Below are 23,537 nucleotides of genomic sequence, written 5' to 3' on the forward strand. Positions count from 1 at the left end.
TTTTATGATACAATAATAATAATTAATAGATAATTATTATTAGTTAAAACTGTAATAAAGTTTTAGTAATTAAAAATAATATTGTATGGAGTGATAATATATGAATAAAGTAATTGAGACAATGAAAGAACATAGATCTATAAGGAATTATACAGACAAGGAGATATCTGAAGAAATAATAAATGAGCTTGTTAATGTAGCACAGGCAGCACCAAACTCAATTAATGGGCAGCAAACAAGCTTAATAGTTATTAAAGATAAGGCTACAAAAGAAAAACTTGCAGAGCTTACTGGAGGACAATCATGGGTTGCTGCAGCTCCTGTATTTTTTATATTTATAGCTGATTTCTATAAAATAAAAATTGCTTCAGAAATAACTGGTCTGCCAATGAATATAACTGAAAGCGTTGAATCAATAATGGTAGCTTCAGTTGATGCAGGATTGTCTGCACAAAATCTTATGACAGCAGCTGAATCACTTGGACTTGGAATTGTTCCAATTGGTGGAATTAGGAAAAATCCAGATGAAGTTATAAAACTTCTTGGATTACCTAAATACACATTTCCAATTTTGGGCATTGGTGTTGGATATCCTTCAGGTAATTCAAAAATAAAGCCTAGAATGCCAAAGAGTGTATACAGACATGATGAAAAATATAACAGTGAAAATATTAAAGAGGATATACTTGAATATGATAAAGAAATGGCTTCTTACCTTGAGGATATTGGAAGAACTCAAGAGGTAAACTGGAGCAGCCAGACAATGAATATTTATCAGAATGTCTATTACCCAAAGGTTTATCCTGTTTTAAAAGATCAAGGATTTGAAAATTGCAAATAAAGATAGGTTATTTTAAAGCAAGCATTTAAAATACTACCTAAGAATGTATATATACTTCCTAATAAAGCATTTTAGTGCTTTATTGGGAAGTATGTTTATTTAATTACTAATTTTCTTGTAATTGTGGATATTTATGTTCCAATAAATGTATAATGTATATATTAAAACAATATGTCTTTGTACTTTTATATACAAAATATATTAGGGAGATGGATAATATGATTTTAGGAATTAGTGTAAGTGGCAGAGAAAATGTTAATGGCAGATGCAATTGTTTTTGGTGCACCTAATTATGGAGGCATTATAAATGCTCTTGGTCATGCATGCTTAGAAAGAACTTTTTGCTTTCGACATAGAGGAGTTTTTAGTTTATCTGGAAAAATTGGCATAGCAGTTAGTACCAGTTATATTGGGCAAGGAGAGGATTTAGTGAGCATGATTATAAAAAAAGCTATGATGTCTAATAAAATGTCAGTAGTTGGTGCTGTATCTGCTCACGGATATGCTCAATGTTATACATGTGGATTTGGTCACAAGTGTAGTGTAGGGCACATGGTTAAGGAACATGGTCCTTTGGACAAAATTGAAAAAAAGCATCTTCCACCTAGTTTTGAAGAGCAGGAAGATACAATTCTTCAAGTCAATAAGATGGGAAAATTATTAAAATCTTTAGGAGTGTAAATGGAAAGTATAATGAAACATTTCCAATGTTTTGGTAAAGAAATAACCATTTAAAATAGTAAAGAGGAGAGATTTATGTCTGATTATCTGTCAGTGGTGAATTTGCTTATAGAGTATATTGAAGAAAATCTACAATCAGATTTATCCTTGGAGAGCTTGTCAAAATTAGTGAACTATTCAACATATTACACTCAAAGAATCTTTTCTACTGTCACTTGTATGTCTATACATGATTATATAACAGAAAGAAGATTGATAAGGGCAGGAGAAGAAATACTGAATGGGGGTAAAATTATTGATGTAGCATTAAAGTATGGATATAGTTCTCATAATGGTTTTACAAAGGCTTTTAAGAAAAAGTTTGGATTACTTCCTTCAAAGGCTGATGAATGTCTTGATATTACAGTGGATAAGCCGTTGAGAATATTGGAAAGAGATTTTTATAATAAGGATGGAAATTTGTGCATTTGCCACAAATTGATTTATTTAGAAGAGTTAGTACTTTGGGGAAATATTTTTGTTGTTAATTTAAAAGACTTTTGGAATGATGATAATATGATACGATATGTAGAGAATAAAGTTATTTCATTTATAAGAGCAAATGAAAGCAGCAGCACATATTGTATTGGGATTCTCTGCAGCTCGAATTTGGAGGTCCAATACTTTATTGGAAAAATAGTTCATGAAAATACTGCTGATGTATGCAAATGCAATAGAGGAAAAAAGTTGGTTATACCAAAATCACTGTATGTGAAATTTTCATATAGAGGAAATATTAAAGAAAATCCTAATATAATTATAACCGATGCACTAAAATGTTTTTCTACCTGCGGAATTACACCTTATCAGGAAAAAATAGATCATATAGAGATTTTTACTAAGAGCTATCTTCAAACTAAAATATTTGATATTGTAGTGCCTATAAAGAAAGCATGATTGTTTGAGATAAAGCTGGTAAAACAAATTATAATATCACTTAAAGGAAGTGATATTTATGATTGAAAAGTATAAATTAATCTTTACCACAGTTATAGGAATCATTATATTGTCAATGGTAATTGTAACAGAAATTCAAATCAAAAATGAGAAATTAGTTAATATAAAAACTGCATTTATAGTTATTGCATTGTTAGGTTTTATTATGTGCTGTATTGGCAAGGCAGTTCAAATAAATGGCTGGATGAATCCTATTGTGATTATTTGCATTTTGCTTGGAATAATTGCATTATTGTTAATAGGAGTATTTCTTACAGGAAGGCTTAATATTAATAACAAGATGGCATTTAGAATACTGTATTGGATAATAATAATAAAGTGGGCATTAACAACAATTCACCATATGATAAACTTTATGAAATAAAATCACATTGACATATATGTTTTTTGAAAAGGAATGTGCTTATCTTTTCACAGGTGATTTAGTCTATAAAGATTCTAGGAAACCGCATTATTCAATTAAATAATGCGGTGTTTTTGTGTTGTATCTCAAAGATTAGAAAAGTAAATTAATAAATGTAAGTATATGCTTGCTAATTATTCAATAATATTGATATATTCAGCTGTAGTATCCTGTAATCCATGTAATACTCCATTTTCTTTTTGAAGCATACTAATATATTTTACCATATCTTCTGTTAGCCTTTCTCCTGAAACAACAATTGGAATACCAGGTGGATATGCCATAACAGTTTCTCCACTTATTTTACCCACAGAATCATCTAATTTTACAGATACTTTATTTGAATAAAATGCATCTCTTGGAGAAAGGATAATTTCAGGATTTGTAAGTACACTATCAACCATTTTAACTTTTTCATTTTTTCTATATTTCACAGATATGTCTTTTAAAGCTTTAATTAAAGATTTAAGGTTTTCCTTAGTTTGGCCAATACTTAATATGGCTAATACATTATACATATCACTAATTGCAACTTGTATATTATATTTTTTTAATAATATATCATAAACTTCAAATCCTTTAAGTCCAAGATTTTTTACGCATATACCTATTTTTGTTTCATCATAATCATAGACTCCAGGAGTTCCTATTAGTTCTCTTCCGTAGCAGTACAATCCATCTATTTTATTAATTTCGCTTCTTGCCCATCTCGATATTTCTAATATATTAGTTAAAATTTTTTCTCCTTCTGTAGCTAGTTGTTTTCTTGCTATATCAAGACTTGTTAGAAGTAAAAATGAAGCACTTGTAGAGTTTATCATATTTAAATAGGTTCTAACAGTTTTTTCTGTTATTATACCATTATTCAATAATAATATTGAACTTTGTACAAAAGAACCACCAGTTTTATGTGTACTCACAGCACACATATCTGCGCCTAACGTCATAGCCTCCCCAGGTAACTCTGGATGAAATTTAAAATGAGCACCATGAGCTTCATCTACCAAAACAGCCATATTATTAGCATGTGCAATTCTTGATATTTCTTTTATATCTGATACTGCTCCATAAAATGTAGAATGGATGATAAGAACAGCTTTTGCATCAGGATTTTCCTTTATTGCATCTTCTACAGCTTTAGGGGTTATTCCCATAGCTATACCTAAACCTGTATTGATTTCGGGTTGTATGAATACTGGTATAGCTCCGCTGTATATCAATGCAGTAATAACTGATTTATGAGCATTTCTTGGTATTATTATTTTTTCATTTGGTTTACAAACACTCATTATCATAGCTATTATACCTGATGAAGTTCCATTTATTAAAAAGAAGGCATGATCTGCACCATATGCTTCAGATGCTAATTTTTCTGCTTCCTTTATTATTCCTGTAGGTTGAGAATACTTGTCTAACATTTTAAAACATTCATGGACATCAAAGTTCACTACTCTTTCCCCAAAGAATTCAGCCATTTCAGGAAGCCCTTTACTTCCCTTATGACCTGGAATACCCAAAGGTACTAATTTTTTCTTCTCTAATTCCTTTATTCCGTCAAAAATTGGTGTTTTATATTGATTTAAATTCATTCTATTAATCATCCTTCTCTTACAGCCTAAATTTTTCGTCAAGAGGTTTATACATAAGCATACATTCTGAAGCTATATTTTCTGGTATACTGTTAAACATTTCATTATCTTCATATCTAATGGAAATAGGTTTTTCATGTATATCGTCTATTGTGTAGAAACCTAATAATTTACTAGCAAGCATTTGAGACCTAAAATTAGTTGCTTCTACAATAGCTCCTTTAAAGCCTTTTTCTTTTGCAGTATCAAGTATTAATTGAACAAGGCTTGCTCCAATATACTTTTTATCTCTTTCTGTTCTTACACCCAACATAAGTGGATGTACATATTCTCTTACTTTCATTTCCTGATTTGTTTTAAATTCAACAACTTCTATAAACTTTTTATCTAATTGCCAAAGGAATTGAGTTATACCATTAATTGATTTTAATTCTCCTTTCAAAATTGGGGGCTCTTCCTTGGGATTGAAGTTCTCACAAGCTATAGCACCTACTAATTCTCCGGTGCGCGTATCTATTGCATAAGTACTCAAACCATCTTCTGTAACATATTTTAAATATTCTATAACAAATTCGGTCAAAGCTTCCTTGGATAAGTTAAGAGCAATTGACATAGGCTCTTTTATAAATGTACTACCTACTTGTACTCCTGTAAATGTTTCTGCAAGGCATTTTGCCATTTCCACTATTGTTTTTTCATCATTTGGACTGCATACTTCATATTCATAATTTTCATTAAAGTTCATATGTTACTGACTCCTTTCTTTATCACTAGTAGTTTCAATGAATAAAATTTCAACATTATATAATGATCTTATTATTGTTCATTAGATTAAAGTTGAGTATAGTACTTATTATAGCACATTTTGAAAAAATTACATATATTATGCATATAATGGGAAAATTGTTGGGGTTTTTAGGAGTGGAAATAGAAAATATAATGAAATAAAAACTTTATTTTTAAAGATACGTATATATATAAGTGATATTCTAATGCTCTGGTAAAGATATAACTATTTAAAATAGTGAAGAGAAGAAATTTATGTTTGATTATCTGTCAGTGGTAAATTTACTTATAGAATATAAAGTTTAATGTAGTAATTAGTAAAAATTCAATAATGAGATACATATGTGTTATAATTTAACAGTAAGTAGATTGAATTTTGTCATGATTTTATTTAAAGATTCAAGGAACGTGGTTATCTTTTTACAGGTGATTTAGTTTATAAAGATACTTTATTTGCTTATTATCCTTCTACTGATCCTAAAGCTTATTTGAAATCAATTGATAGAGTTGCATCACTTCCAGTAAAAAAGGTTTTTCCAGCGCATCATAGTTTGGATATACATCCAGAAATACTCATTAGAATGCGGGATGCTTTTAGACAACTAGAATCGGAAGGTAAATTGCATCACGATAGTGGTATTTTTAAATACAAAGATTTTGCCATATGGATATAATCGCAAGTTGTAAAAGACAGCATGAGTATAGCAAAAACTATAAATTTCAATTTATAGTTTAACAATATAAATTTGTTAAAAATTGTATAAAACTCAACAATCTTAGAAATGGTAATAATGAATAGTAGGAGTGGTTGTATTGTTTTCACAAAAGTTAAAAAAGTATAGAAAAGAATTAGGACTTACACAAAAGGATTTGGGCAAAAAATTAGATTTATCAAAAGAAAGTATAGGTCAGTTAGAGACTGGTTTGAAGGAACCCTCTAAGGCATTGCTTGAAAAAATATATAAATTCAGTGGTAAAAACATGAATTGGTGGCTTGATAAAAATGAACAATTTAAATTTAGCCAAACATTTAAATATACAATTTATCCAGCTAATAAATACAAAGCTATTTTTCCCATATTATTTTTAGCTATTTTTTCGACAGTGTTAATATTTGCATTAGCTGATAGTCCTAATACTTTAGAAGCATGTATTACATTTATTATATTACTCTTATGCTTAATATTTACTGCTTACTATACTGTGTTAGCTTACTATTTATTTAAAAATAAAATTTATATTACTATAGAAGACAATTATATAGAAATAAAAAAAATTTCTACAACCAAAAGGGTGAATATAGCAGATATAACAGAAATAGAGTTTATTGCACGTTCTAGAGGCAGTTACCCAATGGTAGTAATTAAGTGTGATAATAGCACAAAGTACTACTATAAAGATTTATATTTTCCTCAGTCATGGTTTGATAAGAAAGATATTAATAGTATAGTAGACAACTTGAAGGAGAGTAATGAAAATATATGGATTATTGGACGAGGGGATCTGTAAGAGTAAAGTAAGTGTTAAAACACAAATAATAGACAATATATTGACAAATTCACAAAATGCTATTAAACTACAATTAGACAATATATTGACTAACGGAGGAAAAATTTTTATGGATATATACAGAGAGATATTTTTAATGCAACAAACTTATGCAACATTATTTTCGCTGGCAAATAAACTTCAAGTGAAGGGAGATGAATATCTGGGGGATTTGACCTCAAGGCAATATATGACTATGGTTGCAATTGCTCATTTAACTGAAGGCAAAGCTACTTTCAATAATATTGCAAGAAAGCTTGGAACAACTAAACAAAATGTAAAACAAATTATTACCGCTATGGAAAAGAAAGGGTATATTGATGTTATACCTAATCCTGAAGATAGGCGCGCAGTTAATGTAATAATTACGGAAGCTGGAAAGCAGGTAGTGTATCAAGTTTCAGAAAGAGGAATATTTTTTATGGCAGAGCTTTTTAAGGATTTTTCAACTGAAGAACTGGAAAATATTTGGAAAATGCTCAAAAAGCTTTATCGATTTGATGGTGAAGAACAGGATGGCTTTGAAGAAGATAGTAACTTAAAAGCAGATGAAAGTCATAAGGAGGATGTAACAAGGATATTAAAGGAGTTTGAAGAGATAAGAAAAAATCAGAAAATGGAGAGAGAAAGCTATGAAGAATAAAAATAACAGACCAATATGTACTTCTGAATATGTAAGGATTAATGGAATAGATCAATTCTTATTTCATTTAGGAACAAGCTTTGATAATCCTGTAATGCTATTTTTGCATGGAGGGCCAGGTTCAGCAGAATCCTTATTTACAGGGTTATTTCAAGATAGATGGGAAGAAATATATACTGTGGTTCATTGGGATCAGCGGGGTGCTGGTAAGACTTTGACTAGGAATCCAGATAAGCTTCCTACAATAGAGTTAATGCTTCAGGATTTGTTTGAAGTCATCCAGTATCTTAAAAAAAAATATAACAAGAAAAAGATTGTTATATTTGGACATTCCTGGGGAAGCGTTTTAGGGTCAATATTTATAAAAAAACATCCAGAAGAAGTAGAATATTATATTGGTGCTGGACAGGTCGTTGGTATGGTGGAAAATGAGCAGGTAGCCTATAACAAACTTAAAGAAATCATTGAGCAGGCAGGTGATAAAAAATCATTGAAGAAGCTTGAGAGTGTAGGTGAATATCCTGGCAGCAAAATTGTTTTTGACAAAGAGTTTTTGAAGAAATGTAATATAGTTCATAAGCTTCTTGGTAAATATAAATTAGGTATGGAAATAGGCATTGATATATGGATAGCTATGTTTAAAAGCCCTATTTTTAAGTTTTCTGATATTATAGCATTTATGAAAATCTTTAAGGCAAATTCAAAAGTTCATAGTTTTCTTGGTGATTTCAATCTCCGTATAGAATCGAAAGAATATAAGGTGCCAGTATATTATATTTTAGGAGAAAGGGATTGGCAAGCTCCATGTGTTATAGCTGAAGATTATTTTAAAGATATAAAGGCACCAAATAAAGAAATATTCATCATTCCTGATGCAGGACACTTTTTAATGATGGATCAGACTGATCTTGTGTTTGATGCATTGTCAACAATAAATAAAAAAGAATCACTTGATCAACAGGCATTGGTTATATAAGGCTAAAATATGACATGATGAGTTACTATTAAGAATCTAAAGTAGAAAATTTATTTGAGTATGGGAACTTTGCAGCGTACATGTATAGTTCCTAATTTTTTATAACTAATTTCTTTATTTTGAACTAACTATTGCCAATGTAACAATGTTATGTTATACTGTTTTTGTAAAACAGTTGAAGAGGGGAATGAACATATGGAAGAAGAAAACTTAATTTCTAAAAAAGAATTGCTTAAAATAACGGATATATCCTACGGGCAATTATATAGATGGAAGAGGAAAAATCTTATACCTGAGGAGTGGTTTATAAAAAAATCCAGCTTTACAGGGCAGGAAACATTTTTCCCAAGAAAAGAAATACTAGAAAGAGTAGAAAAAATTAAAAGTTTTAAAGAAGATATATCTTTAGATGAGCTAGCAAGAATATTTTCTCCAAATCTTTCAACAGTATTTTTAGAAGAAAGTGATGTACTGAAACAAAACATTGTTTCACAGATTGCGATAAATCTATATAAAACTGCTCATAAAGAAAGTACTGGGTTTTATTTTAACGAGTTACTATTTATGAGCATTGTAGATAGATTTATCAAGTCTGGTAAGGCAAGTTTAGAAGAAGGAAAACTGGTGCTGGATACTTTAGAAAAAAACTACAAAAATTTTGATGGTAGATATTGTGATGTAGTGCTTATAAGAAAATTTGGAGTAGGATTATGTTTTTTAATGCTAATACCTAATGAAATATACATTGAAAGTGAAGCTGTACTTGTATTAAAGATAAATGCTGGAGAATGCGTAGAAGAGTTAAAATCAAAAATAAATTTGTAAATGAAGGGAAGCTTTAAAATGGAAGAAAAATTAGTTGATATGAAAATTTCTGGATCAGGAAAAATCAGCGGTGGAAAATATAATGAAGTGAAAATCAGTGGTTCAGCTAAAGTTGAAGGAGATATAGAATGTTACACTTATAAGTGCTCAGGCTCCTCTTCTGTTAATGGAAATGCAAAGGCTGAAACAGTTGGAATTAGTGGCAGCACTAAAATAACAGGAGATCTTGATACTGACGAAATAACTGTAAGCGGATCTTTACACATATTAGGTGATGTTAATGCAAGAAAAGTGAAAATAAGTGGATCTTCTGACATAGGAGGCAGTTTGCATACAGAAGATATACAAATATCAGGGTCAGTTTCTATAGATGGTGACTGTGAGGCAGAAAATTTTAATGCAAGAGGTGGATTTAAAATAGGGGGACTACTAAATGCAGGGAATGTTGATATAGAGATGTATGGAAACTGTAGAGTAAAAGATATAGGAGGAGAAAATATAAAAGTAAGATTAGGAAAAGGGCATTTTTTTGGCAAAATGCTAAATCTTTTTATGGATAGTAAGGGACTTGAAGCAGGTACAATTGAAGGTGATGATATTTTTCTTGAAAATACTACAGCAAAGATAGTAAGAGGAAATAATGTTACAATAGGAGATAACTGTAGTATTGAAACTGTAGAATATAGAAATAAAATAAATATTGATAGTAATTCTAAGACAGTTTGTAAAAAGATAGATTAAATTTATGAAACATCTGTAGATTTACACAAATAGAGAAAGCGTACTGGATTTTTTCAGTACGTTTTTGTCTATCTTTCTATAGAACTTTAAGAATCATCTGGTGATACTTTTCAATAATTATAATTTTAACAAGATATTTCATACAACAAAAACTGTTCCTATTTTTGTAAAGAGTCTGATCAGCTAAGGTTTTGTAGCTTTAAACAACTACTACAATGAATTATAAGAAAATATACTAGCATATAAGCTAAAAGCTCAAACATGCTATTTGAAACAGATAAATAGAAAGCTTTAGCTTACATGATATAACATTAGGTAATGTGTTGTAAAAATATTCTATATAAAAAATAATATAAATGATTTCAATATAATAAGGGAAAATGTGAAAAAAATAACAAATGGGAGATATTAAGTATGCTATTGGGATAATCGCCTCAAAAGACCATAAATGGTATTTGATTGGATAAATTTAGAGGTATATAATTAACTCATAAATTGATTGATAAAAAATTAACAATATGTAAGGGAGAGGGTAACAATGAGTAAATACAAAGTTGGAGATGAATTAATAATAATACAAAATCAAATGGAAGATGAAAAAAATTTAAGTAAATTAACAAGTTTAAATGTTAAAGATGATTTTGCACAAATTTCTTGGGGATTAAAAATACTTGATGTACAGTATGATAAGCCAAATGTTACTTTAACTTATAAAAATCCAAGTGGAGTTACTAGTAAAGTTTTTGCAGTTTGTAATGATATAGAAAATTTTGATCAGCAAAAGGTTTTGGAAAAAGCTTTATTAAAGGCATTTCAATCAGAAATAATAAATATTAGTGTAATAAAGAATGAAAAAGGCCGTAGTATGTAAAATAAAGTTTTTAATTAATATATGTTTATTATAGAGATATATAGTTAAGATATATTATATATCTTTGTTTTTTGCTTACATCCTTATATGATTTTAGTTGTTGATAATTATTAAATACAATGTTAAAATAATACAAAAATTCAAAATATTCAATAACATATCTATGAGGGGGTAAAAATATGACACCAATGAATAATGAAGAGTATCTACTAAAATTACAGTTTTCTGATGAATTAAAAGAATTGGAAGCTGCAAAAAAGGCATCTGGCTTAAACTTTGAACAACTTGCTGAAAAAATTGGGGTAAACAAGGTGTGGCTTGCATCTACATTAAAGGGCCAGCAGTGGGTTCCTGAAGAATATTGCATAAAAATTGCAAAGGCTCTTGGTATTAGTGTTGAAAAAACCATGTTTTTAAACAATCATCCATATAAAGGAAACACTGATCCCATATTATACAGACTTCACGAAGTACTTGATACCTATGGTCCTGCTATTAAAGATATTATACATGAACAAGGCGGAAATGCTATTATGAGTGCCATCGATTTTGGTCTTGATGTTGACGTTATTGAAGATGCAGAAGGTAATCATAGAGTAATTATAAAATTTGATGGCAAATTATTACCTTATGCAAAAAAAGGTAAATATCCATGGTAATCAGTAAATTTATTTGTTCAAGTGATTCTTAGACTCAGGTGGAGTTTGCCTGTGAGGAATACTTCTCTTCATCTGAGTCTTAGAAGAACTTATCCAGGCGCGTAGCAGTGCTTATTGGGGGTATTAGCAATGGTAGCGATCGGATAAACTTAGTGAAATAAGGTAGAGGAGTATAATAAGACACTCTACCTTATTATTTTATATTTATATAAGCTTAATACAATAACTTTTACCATAGCGTACAGGGGAACAATAATAAAAGCGGCCATAGGGCCTCCGTAGGAAACAGCTGTTACAACTAAAAATATATCTGTAAGAGGATGTATTTTTAGTGTAGATGACATAATTAGTGGAACTACTACTCTTCCTTTTAATGTTTGAACAGTAATAAATACTATACTAAGCTTTATTATCATATATATACCTTTGCTTACAGCTATAATTGAAGGAATTATCATAGATATAAAAAATCCTATAAAGGGTATAAAACCTAAAATAAAAGTAAATAAAGCCCATATCAATGCATTTGGCATACCTATTATTTTATAACCTATATATATCATAATAGCTAGGGAGAGTGCTACCATGAGCTGGCCAGTTACATAGGCATTTAATGCTTTATCCACATTATAAAGTGTTTCGGATAAAAAATTTTTATATTTTTCAGGAAACAAATCTATAAATTTATCTTTAAACTTAGAAGCATCCTTTAAAAGAAAAAACAAAATTAAAAGTACCAATAGTATTTTAGAAAATGCATCAACAATGTCATTTATATTTTTATATAGGCTGCTTTGAAATTTTTGTGTATAATTGATCATCATATTATTAGCTATTTTAATTAATTCGTTAATATTAATAGACTTATAAATTTCACTAACAATCGAATTTATAGGGTTTTGGCTAGTAATAGTGTTAGTATTAGGGCTAAGATTATGTATATTTTTAGCTAATCCATTAAACTCCCATAGGGCATATCTAATAAAAAAATATAAAATTAATAAAGCAGCAATTAGGCTAATAATTAGAGTGAGCAAGGAGGAAATACCCTTACTAATACCTTTTTTATTAAATATATTGTTCAAGGGTTTTAATATATAGTATAAGAATACTGAAATAATTATAGGAACTAAAATGCATTTATATAAGGTTCTTATTATCTTAAAAATAAAATGTATTTTGCTAAAAAGGATTATGGATAAAAAAAGCAGATTTATAATTATTAAAATCTTGATTACCTTATTGTTTAATATAATAAATCATCCCCTTAAAATTGTGAATTAATAGTTGTTTGTAAATATATTATGGATATAATTTATGATATTTATTTAAAGTACAATATGATAAGCTTATTATTACTCAAGAACAAGTTAATGGTACAATTGTAAAATAATTACAAAAAATGTTATGCATGTAATTTGAAAATAAAGAGAAAAAGGAAATAACAAGAATAATACGCATGATAATTACATATTCTAAATTATTAGCAGTAATTATACTTATTGCATTATTATGTATACTAATCCATAATTTAATCATTACGTCTTAAGGGGGACTTTATAATTATGAAAAAAACATTAATTTTAGGTTTAACAGCATTAATTGCGTTAGGTAGCTCTGCATCGGCTTATGCAGATAATGGTTACAACGTTTCAAGATTATCTGGAAATGACAGATATAAAACTTCTGTTAATATTTCAGAAAGCTTTAACAATGGTACTATACAAACCGTAATATTAGCTAATGGTGAAAACTTTCCAGATGCATTGTCTGGCAGCTTGCTATCAAAAAAATATAATGCACCTATTTTACTAGCAGGCTTAACGCCTAGTACAAGTTCTGATGCTTTCGAATATATAAAAAATCATTTAAGCAAAAGTGGAACTGTGTATGTTTTAGGTGGTACTTCTTCAATAAGTGATGATTCAATAAATTACATAAAGCAGCTGGGCTATAATAATGTAATAAGACTAGGTGGTCAAAATAGGTTTGATACAAGCAAGGTAATACTAAATGATATAAAAGTTCAAAAGGGAACCCCAGTTATACTTGCTAATGGCTTTGGTTTTGCGGATGCTTTAAGTGCATCAAGTATAGCTGCCATTAAGGGATATCCAATATTGATGACTGATTCAAAGATTTTGCCTGCTGAAACTAAAGATTTAATAAATGATATACAACCTAGTCAATTGTACGTAATAGGTGGTACTGGTGTTATTTCTGATAATGTTGTAGCAGAAGCTAAAGGTACAGCTAAATCATTATCCAGCGATAATGTATTTAGAATAGCTGGTAATAACAGATATGATACTTCTATGAATATATGTAAATATTTTAATTTGGATTCTGATACTGCAGTGTTAGCCAGCGGTGAAAATTTTCCAGATGCTTTATCTGGCAGTGCTCTAGCAATAAAATCAAAGGCACCTGTAATACTTACTGATGGACAAGATATATCGTCACAAAAATCTTATATGAGTACTAAAAATTTTAAAAATATAATTTTACTTGGTGGTGCTGGATCAATAGATGTAGTTGCAGAATATAAATTAAAGAGAGCAAGTGATATTTCACAGCAAGAAAAAGATTTTACAAAAAATCTTTTAATTTACTGTGGTAATTTTTATGACAGTACTGAAAGCTTTGCAACTAAGTTTAGTCAATATGGAGAAAGTATTCAAAAAATTTCCGCTAACTCAAATTCAAGCAGCATACAGGATGCGGAAAATTCCTTAAATCAAATTTTAGGTGTTTTTAATAATATGACTTTAAGTTTAAATAATTACAAGCAGACTTTACTTAGCGTGAAGAATGAAGTTTCAAGCATGAATGCTCCAGAAAGCTTAAATTGTTTAAAGACTGATTTAGTTAAAAACATTAATTCACAAATTGGAAATGTTGATAAATTTACTGGACTTATCAATAATTATTCAAGTTTAGTTAGTTCTCTTAATAATGCTGTAAAGGCAGGAGACTATCAGAAAATGTACAGTATAGTTGCTCAAATAAAAGGAGCTAATAACGAGTTATCTAAATTCAATACTCAAAATGCAATTTTAGATATGAATAAGTTAAGTCAAAAGATACTTACTATTAAAGGTATTATGAACTTTTAATTTTAATAAATTTAAATGACAAGATAAAAGCCAATGCTTAATAACTAAGCATTGGCTTGAAATTTCTAAACAATATCCAAAATATCGGTACTCTAATTTTGACACCTATGTCTCCATAGGTGGGTATCCTCATAAATGCCTCAATCGCCTTCAATGCAGTAAAAGGACTCACAAGAAAGTACATTTCTTCATCTAATTATTGGATTCCCTTAAATTAAATGTAGGTTCAAAATAAGAGCTTAGCGAGTATTTCAGAAATATTATCTATGTATATCGTGCACCCACTGTTGACAAATAATCTACTAACGTTACAAATCTAGTTAGCTCGAACCAGGTTGTTCCACGGCACTCAGAAGTTATCACTTACCGCTGCTTCCTTCCGGATCTGACGGAGTTTGCGAGCTTCTGCTGCATGGGACCCAATTCTCAATACCACTTTGATCAGGCAGACTAAGCAGATTAAAGCCTATAGTGGGAATTCGATCCTGCTGTAGCGGATTTCAGGTTACAGGGCACCGCTAGCTCCCCATCTAGCACGAATTTTATTTTTAATTTTGTTATTCTCTTGCTGTGAAAATATAATAACATAATCTAAATCTTTATTCAAGGGATATATATATGGTAATTGTAACCTGTTCAACTTTTGTAGTTTAAAAATAATGCGGTGCAACTTTTTAGAGGACAGAGGACAATTGACAGAGGACAGTGAAGGATGATTTTTCTCCGCTGCACTACGAAAAATCTTCAATTAAATTTTTGATGACTCGTTTCGCTAAAGCGAAACATTGCTGACTTATACAAATTTAAAGATTCTTTTGCGTTAGCAAAAAATCAACATTCATTGTCCTCTGTCCTCTGTCAATTGTCCTCTTAAAAAAGTATTATTATATTAAGTTAAAATTTTGTATGTGCGAAAATTAAGTTACTTAAACTTAACTTTAAATATTCGTAGCTGCATCTCTTGCATACATATCACAAAGAGAGTTTTCAAAGTGGTTGGAGTGGCCTTTTACCCATTGAAATTCAATATACTTTCCATTACAGATGTTGTCAAAGAGAAGCCAATTTTCAATATTTTTAACAGGCTCTCCATTGATAGTTTTAAAATCATTTAATTTCCAGCAGGGAATCCATTCAGTCAGACCTTTTCTCACATACTGGCTGTCAGTTACTATTCTTATTTTTTCTACATCCTTTAGTAATTGAATAGCTTTTATAACTGCTGTAAGTTCAGCCTGGCTGCTGCCTATTGCTTGAACTTTTTCTGTGTATAGCTTATAGTTTCCTTCTAAATCTTCTATTATAAAAGCAAAACCACCATATTTTTTATTTTCAAAATAACAAGCATCTGAGAAGATTTTATAAATTTTTTCTTCACATTTATTTTCATCTATAACATAACTATAATTATTATCATTTCGCTTGTCTAAAACTACTATTTTACTTCTATCATTAAAAGCTGCCACATCTTTATTGGATCTTAAAACAAGCTTCACTTTAAAACCAACATAATAAGTATCTATACGCTTATTGTGAAGCATTTTTCTAAGTTGATATTCGTTAGTCTTAAGACAATCAGTTAAATTATTATTGAGAATAAAGTTCAGGTCTTTTTTAAAAGGGTCAAATTCTATTAAAGTAGCTTCTATATCATTACTTATCTTGATTTTATAACTATTATCATAAACATCTATTATTTCCATTTTAAATAGCAGCATTTTCATAGGAAATGTATTTCACACCTTTCAAGCCATGTTTTAAATTGGTTCATTTCTTATTTTTATTTTAATACTTATTAGAAATTTTCTCAATTTATCTTGTTTATTTTTATTTTAGCAGAAAGGTATCTTAATATAAAAAATTTTTTACTATACAAATTTATTATACAATAGAAATATAATATGACTATATTATAAAAATTATATTAATAGTAAAAAGCCTGTATCTTTATTTAAGATGCAGGCTTTGCTTTATATTACATAAGGTTTATTTTAAAATTTTTTCAAGTATCGCAATATGACTAGCCTTATTATTAATCATGTTAGATAATATTTCATATGTTTTTGTATCTGTGTCACGGGTACTTTTAACAAACCTGCCTTGTAAATCAATAATTAAAGAATACACATCTTTTTGAAAACCAAGTGAAAACTTTAGATATTCTCTAGTATTAATAATTTCTGCTACATATACCTTTTTATTGAACTCATTTATTAAAAAAGACATTTTATCATATATTCCAAAATCAATTTCATCAGGATTTAAATCACCTAGTTCTTTTTTTAGGCATTCATTGTGCTGAATATTCTTATCAACTTCTTGTATTAAAATCTTTGACATTATTTTTATTGATGGAATATTACATTTTTCTTTTCCTATGTTTTCGTATAGAGTCTTTTCTTTAATTCCAATATTTATAGCTTTATCAATTAAATCTATAACATTATAACCCATAATATTACCACCTTAGAATTTAAACTAAATGAATTATTTTACATAATAGTAACTAACAGTATATAGTAAATAAAAAGTTTTTTCAATAGCTATTGGAAAATTCAATTAGATGGTAATATTTTCTTATCTTTAGTCTGTTAAGATTGATTCGTCAAGAAATAACATTTCTGTTATACTGGCATTAACAGGAACAGGAGGGGATTATATGTCAGAACATAAGTGTCAGGAAGAGTACATACGAAGAATTCATAAAGTACAGGATTACATAGAACATCATTTAGGACAGTCCTTGTCCATTGAGGAACTTTCTGGTGCCGCTGGATTTTCAAAATATCATTTCAGCCGGATATTTCAAGGTATGTTACATGAGCCGTTAGCCCATTATGTGAACCGGATTCGCATAGAGAGGGCACTTTTTTTGCTGGCACACCGGGAAGATAAAAATATGACAGACATTGCTTATGAACTGGGATATACGGATTCAGCTGTATTTTCCCGAGCATTTAAGAATTATTATGGTGCAAGTCCAAGAGAATACCGGAAGGAATATAGCAAGAATTGCAAAGATTCTTTTTTATTGTCTGAGTATAATAAGAACACAGCAAAGAAAGAATGGGCAGGCGATCCGTTCCCCGTGACAGGTCAGATTACCATAGAAAATCTGGAGGAAAAACAGGTTGGTTATGTGAGACATACAGGTACTTATGAGACATTAGCAAAAGAGTATATCAATCTGATACAGGCATTATTTGATTATGCAAGAAAGCAGCACCTTCTTGTGGATGGTCAAAACTGGGTGCTTGCCATATATCATGACAATCCAGAATTTGGAGAGGAGAGTCAGTTTCGTACCAGTTTGTGTCTGACAGTGCCAGAGTATATTCAGATTCAAGAAGATGGAATCCTTGGAACCATGAAATTAGAAGGTGGTTTGTATGCGGTGGGACATTTTCAAATTCAGCAGGAACAGTACAGCGATGCTTGGAATTACATGTATCAAGAGTGGCTTACAGGCAGTGGTTATGTTCCAAGAAACTCCTATCCATTTGAAGTGTATCGCAACGATCCCTATGTAAGTGAGAGTCATATCCACAAGGTAGATATCTACGTTCCCGTTGAGCCCATTCTTTTCTAACATGCTGAAAATTTATTCAGAGGTGATCATATGAATCAAAGAAAAAAGCTATGCTTAGAAAAGATAGTAAACAGCAGCTATAACAATACTGCAGGTATAATTGTACTGAAAGACGGTAAAACATTATATGAAAATTACTTTAACGGATATACAGCTGCTAGCACCCTTCATGTTTTTTCAGTAACAAAAAGTATTATTTCCATATTGATTGGTATTGCCATAGATAAAGGTTATATCAAAAGCATAGATCAGAAAGTACTAAATTTTTTCCCTGATTATGAAGTTAAAAGAGGAGAAAAAACGATACAGAATGTTACACTTAAGGATATGCTGACTATGACAGCTCCGTATAAATATGAGTCAGAACCCTATACAGAATATTTTACAAGCCATAACTGGGTAAATAGTGCACTTGATTTGTTAGGAGGTAAGGGAAAGATAGGAGAATTTAAATACACTCCTGTTATAGGGCCAGATATTTTCTCTGGTATTCTTGTAAAAACAACTGGACAATCCGTGCTTGATTTTGCAACAGAAAACTTATTTTCACCACTTGGCATTAATGTTTGTGGCAATGTAGTTTTTCATAATAAGGAGGAACAACTTGCCTGGTATGAAGAGAAAAATGTTAAGGGCTGGGTTGCCGATCCTCAAGGAGTAAATACGGCAGGATGGGGTCTTACCTTAACACCTATGGATATGGCAAAAATAGGACAGTTGTATTTAAATAAAGGAATATGGAATGGTAAACAAATTGTACCCACATGGTGGATAGAGGAGAGTATAAAAGAACATAGTAAATGGGGCAAGCTGTCTTATGGCTATTTGTGGTGGATTATTGATCATAAAGAACATATCTATGCAGCTTTAGGAGATGGAGGAAATACGATTTATGTCAATACAAAGAAGAAAATGGTAGTTTCTGTTGCTTCTCTTTTTATGCCACAGGCTAAAGATAGAATAAAACTTATTAAAGAGTATATTGAACCAATGTTTGAGGATTGTGTTGTATAGTTTAAGCATAATGCGACTAACTGAATATAAAATAAAAAGGAATTGAAATAAAAACTTCAATTCCTCTTTTATTTTGCAATAGCTGCAATTAATATTTCTAATTAAAAAATCTAAGATTACTACTTTGTAGTTCTTCCTGGATATTTTTTTAATCCTTCTTTTAAAATATTCATGGATTTTAACAAATCAGACTCATTAAGAATATAAGCTATTCTAACTTCATCTATTCCACGTCCTTCTGTTTCATAGAAGCCATCTGCTGGTGCCATCATCAATGTTTCTCCATCAACATCAAATTCCTCTAAAAGCCAAATTACAAATTTTTCTGCATTATCTACTGGAAGTTTTACCATGTAATAGAAAGCTCCTTCTGGTTTTCTGCATACTACACCTTCCATGCTGCTAAGGGCTTCAAAAACTATGTCTCTTCTCTTTTTATATTCTTCATTAACTTCTTTTAGATAATTTTGTGGAGTTTTGTATAAAGCTGCTGCTCCTATCTGTTCTAATTCAGCAACAGATAATCTTACTTCACAAAGTTTAAAGGCATTTGTCATAAACTCTTTGTTTCTGCTTACGATCAAACCTACTCTAGCACCACAAGCACTATATCTTTTAGATATGCTGTCTATTATTATAACATTATCTTCTATATCCTTTATAGTTCCAAAGCTTGCATAATCCAAATTATCATATACAAACTCTCTGTAAACTTCGTCAGATATTATAAATATACCTTTTTCTTTAGCAACAGAAGCTAATGTATTGATTTCTTCTCTTGTGTAAGCTGTTCCTGTTGGGTTTCCAGGATTTGATATTAGTATAGCTTTTGTTTTAGGAGTAATAATTTTTTCAATTTCAGCCTTTGAAGGAAGATGGAAACCTTCCTCAACCTTAGTGCTTATAGGAACAACATTTATTTCTAGCACTTGAAACATGCTCTTGTAATTTGCATAAAATGGTTCAGGAATAACTATGTCATCACCTTTATCAAATAATGACATAAGTGTGAATAATAAAGCTTCACTTCCACCATTAGTTACTAATATATCATCCTTTGAAAATTCCATACCATAATTTCTATAGTAAGGAATTACAGCATCAATTAATTCAGGTATTCCGTTAGATGGTGAGTAAGTTAAAATTTCACAATTAAAGTTTTTTACAGCATCAAAAAATTGTCTTGGTGTTGCTATATCAGGTTGTCCAATATTTAAATGGTAAACCTTTTTACCTTTTTCTTTAGCTTTATTAGCATATGGTATTAGTTTTCTTATTGGAGAGCACTCCATTGCAGTTATTCTGTCAGAAAATTTCATTTATAGTCTTCCTCCTCTTTAGCTATATAACACTTAATTTTATTAAGTGCTTATATGCTTTTATCTAGTGTTTTTTTCATAGCTATTAATTCAACTTTGGCACACATAAAATTCTTATGTAATAAAAGCATAATGCGACGAAACTTTTTTAGAGGACATTTGACAGAGGACAGAGGACAATGAAGGTGAGTTTTCCTCCTTACGTCAGAAAACTAATTTATTTTTACGCTTGTTTTGCTAAAGCAAAACATTGATTTAGCAGTTAGCTAAAATCTATGATTTTCAGATAATTTTGTTTGCTTAGAAAGCATTTCTTAAAAACAAAAAAACGTGAGTTTTTTTAAATTAAAGATTTTTCGTAGTGAAGTGGAGAAAAATCATCCTTCACTGTCCTTTGTCAATTGTCCTCTGTCCTCTGAAAAGAAGTTGCATCACATTATTTTTTAATTGCGAAAGTTGAGTAATTAATATATAGGGCTATGTTAAAATTTAAACGTATTTTGTTAACCTTTTCACTGTTTTATTATATTACTCTAAAAAGTCAAATGCAATAGTTTCATGAATATTTTGTTTCATTTGTATCATTTCTGAACTTATACAATTATTGAATTTACATTTATGAATTTTTTTATTTATATGATAAACTTACTCAATAGATAAAAAGCCAATACCTAACAACTAGGCATTGGCTTAAAATTTCTAAAAAGTTTTTTAAGAAACTTATTATTAGTTTAATTTGAAGATTTTTATTGATTCATTAAGAGTGGAGGACATTTTATTTAAGTCTTCTGCCAGTGCTGTTACTTCCTCCATAGCTGCATTTTGTTCTTCTGTTATAGCTGAAACATGCTCAGAAGATGCTGATAGAGTTTCAGATACTTTTGCTGCATCTTCCATAAGTATAAGTAGTTGATCTCTACTAACAAGTACATTATCAAGGCTGGATGCAGTAGTAATAATTTTGTTTACTACATCTTGAATTTTTGAGGAAATTTCATTAAAGGTTTCACCAGTATATTTAACTGCATCATTTTGTTTTTTTACTACAAGTTCTGCTTGAGTTATGGCCTCTTTGGCTTTATTAACATCCTTTTGAACATTGGATATAATATCTTTAACATTGTTACTTGAGGAAGCAGTATCTTCTGATAACTTCCTAACCTGATCAGCAACTACAGAGAATCCTTTTCCAGCGTCCCCAGCTCTTGCAGCTTCTATAGCAGCATTTAAAGCTAAAAGATTAGTTTGTTCTGAAATTGAAGTTATAGTATCTGCTATATTTCCTATTACATTAGCTTTTTCGCTTAGAGAATTTACAACTACTGCTATATTGTTTATAGAATTATTATTTTCTTTTGCAGCAGTTTCTAAGCTGCCAATAATATTAACTCCTTTAGTGCTGACAGTATATATTTTTTCAGCAGACATCTTTCCTTCGTTCATATAATTGGTCATGATAGAAATTTCGTCTGACAATTTTGTAGTTGTATCAAGTCCAGTAATAGAATTTGAAGTTTGTTTTTCAGCAGCAGCAGCAACATCTGAAATATTTAAGGTAACTTGGTCAATAGATTGAGAAGTTGCATCAGTGTTAATTGCTAAAGTTTTAGCTGAATCTGTTACAAGGTTTGAAGTATTGCTTATATTGTTAATAAGATCCCTAATTTGAGATACCATACAATTAAAGTTGTAGCTTAAGTTGCCAATTTCGTCTTCACTTTTATGGTTACATTTAACTGTTAAGTCTCCTTCAGATGCCCTTTTCATTAAATCTACTAGTTCAAGAATGGGTTGTGTAAATTTTTTAGCCAACAAATATATTAATATGGCAATTAGTATTAATAATCCTAAGGCTATAAAAGTATTCTTAAGTTGAGTAGATTTTAGTACTGACATAGCGTAGGCTTTGTTTTCAACTGTTACTACTGCCCAACTTTGTGATTGACCAGGAAGCTTTATTGTAGTATAGGCACCTAACATTTCTTTTTTATTATTATCTGAGTATTCAACAACACCAGATTCTCCCTTTAGTGCTTTTCCAACGGTTTCTTTAAGGGTTTGAGGAATAGCTATATCTTCAAGCTTAGTTTTTAGATTTCCTGATGCATCTTTTTCTACATTACCAGAGGCATCTTTAACTAATACTGTTTTTTTCAAAGTTTTATAATTATAAAGTTCTGAAACTTGAGTTTTATCAGGATGAGCAATTACAACACCTTCACTATCCAAAATAAATGAGTAGACATTTTTACCATCCGAATACTTGTCCACAAGTTTTTGTAATTCATTTAATTTAAGATCGGCTCCAAATATTCCTAACATATTAGAATTTTTATCAAAAATTGGGTGAAATATTGAAGTCACAGCCATATTTCCACTTGCAGAGTAATAAGATTTACTGACAAAAGGTTTTTTATCCTTCATCATTTGAGTAAACCACCATCTATTAGATCTATCTCCTAATTCTCCAGAGGAACGAGCTGTTTGTTTCCCAGAAGTATTTTGAATATAAAGTAAGTCAAAATAAGGATTCTTAGCTAAAGCGTTTGTAAGCATTTCTTTCTGATTTTCCTGATTGAAATCAATAGTTGTTTTGTTTTGGGCCATTTCTTCAGTAAGTGTGTAGGCTTTATCTATAAAATCCTTAACACCATCAGATATTGTAGATGAAAGTTTTTTGTTGTTATCGATTACGTTAGAAGATATACTGCTGGAAAAATAGTAATAACATACAAAATTAGTAATTAGAACTGGTAATAATACTAATAATACTGCAAAAGTAATTAATTTGTTTTTAATAGATTTCATAGAATATTCTCCTTTAAAATTAATGTTTATAAGGGGGAATTATCTTATACCATATTTGTCTGCTTTTATAAAATATTTTAACATAACTAAATGAAACCTTCTAGTATTATTATGATAATATATTACAAAATA

General features: G+C 29.9%; 21 protein-coding genes, 2 other RNA genes and 1 pseudogene. 15 read left to right on the plus strand and 9 right to left on the minus strand.

Going from position 1 to position 23,537, the window contains the following annotated elements:
* Positions 1–100 precede the first annotated feature (100 nt).
* The 4 genes from Ccar_RS03960 (at position 101) to Ccar_RS03975 (ending at position 2,882) form a co-directional block, all read left to right on the plus strand.
* Complete coding sequence (locus tag Ccar_RS03960; RefSeq protein WP_007060420.1) at positions 101–841, plus strand: NADPH-dependent oxidoreductase; 741 nt, start codon at positions 101–103, stop codon at positions 839–841.
* Positions 842–1,081: 240 nt separating this feature from the next.
* Positions 1,082–1,522 (plus strand): NAD(P)H-dependent oxidoreductase, encoded by a 441-nt coding sequence (locus tag Ccar_RS03965; protein WP_007060419.1) that lies wholly within the window; start codon positions 1,082–1,084, stop codon positions 1,520–1,522.
* Positions 1,523–1,597: 75 nt separating this feature from the next.
* Entirely contained in the window at positions 1,598–2,458 is an 861-nt protein-coding gene (locus Ccar_RS03970; protein ID WP_007060418.1) for a helix-turn-helix transcriptional regulator, read from the plus strand.
* Positions 2,459–2,516: 58 nt separating this feature from the next.
* Positions 2,517–2,882 (plus strand): hypothetical protein, encoded by a 366-nt coding sequence (locus tag Ccar_RS03975; protein WP_007060417.1) that lies wholly within the window; start codon positions 2,517–2,519, stop codon positions 2,880–2,882.
* Positions 2,883–3,055: 173 nt separating this feature from the next.
* Here Ccar_RS03975 and Ccar_RS03980 read toward each other — a convergent pair whose 3' ends face one another.
* Complete coding sequence (locus tag Ccar_RS03980; protein WP_007060416.1) at positions 3,056–4,510, minus strand: aminotransferase class I/II-fold pyridoxal phosphate-dependent enzyme; 1,455 nt, start codon at positions 4,508–4,510, stop codon at positions 3,056–3,058.
* A gap of 19 nt (positions 4,511–4,529) precedes the next feature.
* Complete coding sequence (locus Ccar_RS03985) at positions 4,530–5,255, minus strand: GNAT family N-acetyltransferase (protein ID WP_007060415.1); 726 nt, start codon at positions 5,253–5,255, stop codon at positions 4,530–4,532.
* A 442-nt stretch (positions 5,256–5,697) separates the two neighbouring features.
* Here Ccar_RS03985 and Ccar_RS27325 point away from each other — a divergent pair.
* From Ccar_RS27325 to Ccar_RS04020, 8 genes and pseudogenes are all read left to right on the plus strand, one after another.
* A pseudogene (locus Ccar_RS27325) lies at positions 5,698–5,970 on the plus strand (MBL fold metallo-hydrolase); the annotation flags it as partial.
* A 130-nt stretch (positions 5,971–6,100) separates the two neighbouring features.
* Positions 6,101–6,805, plus strand: a complete 705-nt coding sequence (locus Ccar_RS03990; protein WP_237737318.1) for a helix-turn-helix transcriptional regulator — start codon at positions 6,101–6,103, stop codon at positions 6,803–6,805.
* Positions 6,768–7,487 carry a MarR family winged helix-turn-helix transcriptional regulator gene (locus Ccar_RS03995; protein WP_007060413.1) on the plus strand — a complete coding sequence of 240 codons (720 nt, stop codon included), beginning with the start codon at positions 6,768–6,770 and terminating at the stop codon, positions 7,485–7,487. Before Ccar_RS03990 ends, Ccar_RS03995 begins: the two co-directional genes overlap by 38 nt.
* Positions 7,477–8,463: an alpha/beta fold hydrolase gene (locus Ccar_RS04000; RefSeq protein WP_007060412.1), complete on the plus strand. Its 987-nt coding sequence runs from the start codon at positions 7,477–7,479 to the stop codon at positions 8,461–8,463. The genes Ccar_RS03995 and Ccar_RS04000 overlap by 11 nt, the downstream gene beginning before the upstream one ends.
* A gap of 195 nt (positions 8,464–8,658) precedes the next feature.
* A complete protein-coding gene (locus Ccar_RS04005) occupies positions 8,659–9,288 on the plus strand; it encodes a transcriptional regulator Cap37 (RefSeq protein WP_007064576.1) in 630 nt (209 codons plus the stop codon).
* A gap of 18 nt (positions 9,289–9,306) precedes the next feature.
* On the plus strand, positions 9,307–10,029 hold the full coding sequence (locus tag Ccar_RS04010) for a polymer-forming cytoskeletal protein (protein WP_007060409.1): 723 nt from the start codon (positions 9,307–9,309) through the stop codon (positions 10,027–10,029).
* A gap of 538 nt (positions 10,030–10,567) precedes the next feature.
* Positions 10,568–10,900: a hypothetical protein gene (locus tag Ccar_RS04015; RefSeq protein ID WP_007060408.1), complete on the plus strand. Its 333-nt coding sequence runs from the start codon at positions 10,568–10,570 to the stop codon at positions 10,898–10,900.
* Positions 10,901–11,079: 179 nt separating this feature from the next.
* The gene (locus Ccar_RS04020; RefSeq protein ID WP_007060407.1) at positions 11,080–11,559 is read left to right on the plus strand and encodes a cyanase; all 480 of its coding nucleotides are present in this window, start codon (positions 11,080–11,082) and stop codon (positions 11,557–11,559) included.
* A 185-nt stretch (positions 11,560–11,744) separates the two neighbouring features.
* On the opposite strand, the gene Ccar_RS04025 is transcribed toward Ccar_RS04020, so the two are convergent.
* Complete coding sequence (locus Ccar_RS04025) at positions 11,745–12,815, minus strand: AI-2E family transporter (protein ID WP_081449294.1); 1,071 nt, start codon at positions 12,813–12,815, stop codon at positions 11,745–11,747.
* A 309-nt stretch (positions 12,816–13,124) separates the two neighbouring features.
* On the opposite strand from Ccar_RS04025, the gene Ccar_RS04030 reads away from it, so the two are divergent.
* Positions 13,125–14,675: a cell wall-binding repeat-containing protein gene (locus tag Ccar_RS04030; protein ID WP_007060404.1), complete on the plus strand. Its 1,551-nt coding sequence runs from the start codon at positions 13,125–13,127 to the stop codon at positions 14,673–14,675.
* Between the two features lie 69 nt (positions 14,676–14,744).
* Here the strand turns inward: Ccar_RS04030 and ssrS are convergent.
* The 4 genes from ssrS to Ccar_RS04040 form a co-directional block, all read right to left on the minus strand.
* A non-coding RNA gene (ssrS, locus tag Ccar_RS26250) (6S RNA) lies at positions 14,745–14,936 on the minus strand.
* A gap of 12 nt (positions 14,937–14,948) precedes the next feature.
* An RNA gene (gene ffs, locus Ccar_RS26255) (signal recognition particle sRNA large type) lies at positions 14,949–15,214 on the minus strand.
* 399 nt (positions 15,215–15,613) lie between these two features.
* Positions 15,614–16,399 (minus strand): ribonuclease H family protein, encoded by a 786-nt coding sequence (locus tag Ccar_RS04035; protein ID WP_007064579.1) that lies wholly within the window; start codon positions 16,397–16,399, stop codon positions 15,614–15,616.
* A 262-nt stretch (positions 16,400–16,661) separates the two neighbouring features.
* The gene (locus Ccar_RS04040; protein ID WP_007060402.1) at positions 16,662–17,129 is read right to left on the minus strand and encodes a hypothetical protein; all 468 of its coding nucleotides are present in this window, start codon (positions 17,127–17,129) and stop codon (positions 16,662–16,664) included.
* A 205-nt stretch (positions 17,130–17,334) separates the two neighbouring features.
* On the opposite strand from Ccar_RS04040, the gene Ccar_RS04045 reads away from it, so the two are divergent.
* Positions 17,335–18,264, plus strand: coding sequence for an AraC family transcriptional regulator (locus Ccar_RS04045; RefSeq protein WP_007060401.1), 930 nt, complete (start codon positions 17,335–17,337; stop codon positions 18,262–18,264).
* 30 nt (positions 18,265–18,294) lie between these two features.
* Positions 18,295–19,278, plus strand: coding sequence for a serine hydrolase domain-containing protein (locus Ccar_RS04050; protein ID WP_007060400.1), 984 nt, complete (start codon positions 18,295–18,297; stop codon positions 19,276–19,278).
* Between the two features lie 119 nt (positions 19,279–19,397).
* On the opposite strand, the gene Ccar_RS04055 is transcribed toward Ccar_RS04050, so the two are convergent.
* On the minus strand, positions 19,398–20,597 hold the full coding sequence (locus Ccar_RS04055; protein ID WP_007060399.1) for a pyridoxal phosphate-dependent aminotransferase: 1,200 nt from the start codon (positions 20,595–20,597) through the stop codon (positions 19,398–19,400).
* Between the two features lie 726 nt (positions 20,598–21,323).
* Positions 21,324–23,405 carry a methyl-accepting chemotaxis protein gene (locus Ccar_RS04060; protein WP_007060398.1) on the minus strand — a complete coding sequence of 694 codons (2,082 nt, stop codon included), beginning with the start codon at positions 23,403–23,405 and terminating at the stop codon, positions 21,324–21,326.
* Positions 23,406–23,537: the final 132 nt, after the last annotated feature.

It is taken from the genome of Clostridium carboxidivorans P7 (assembly GCF_001038625.1).
In the GTDB taxonomy this organism is placed as follows: domain Bacteria; phylum Bacillota; class Clostridia; order Clostridiales; family Clostridiaceae; genus Clostridium_AM; species Clostridium_AM carboxidivorans.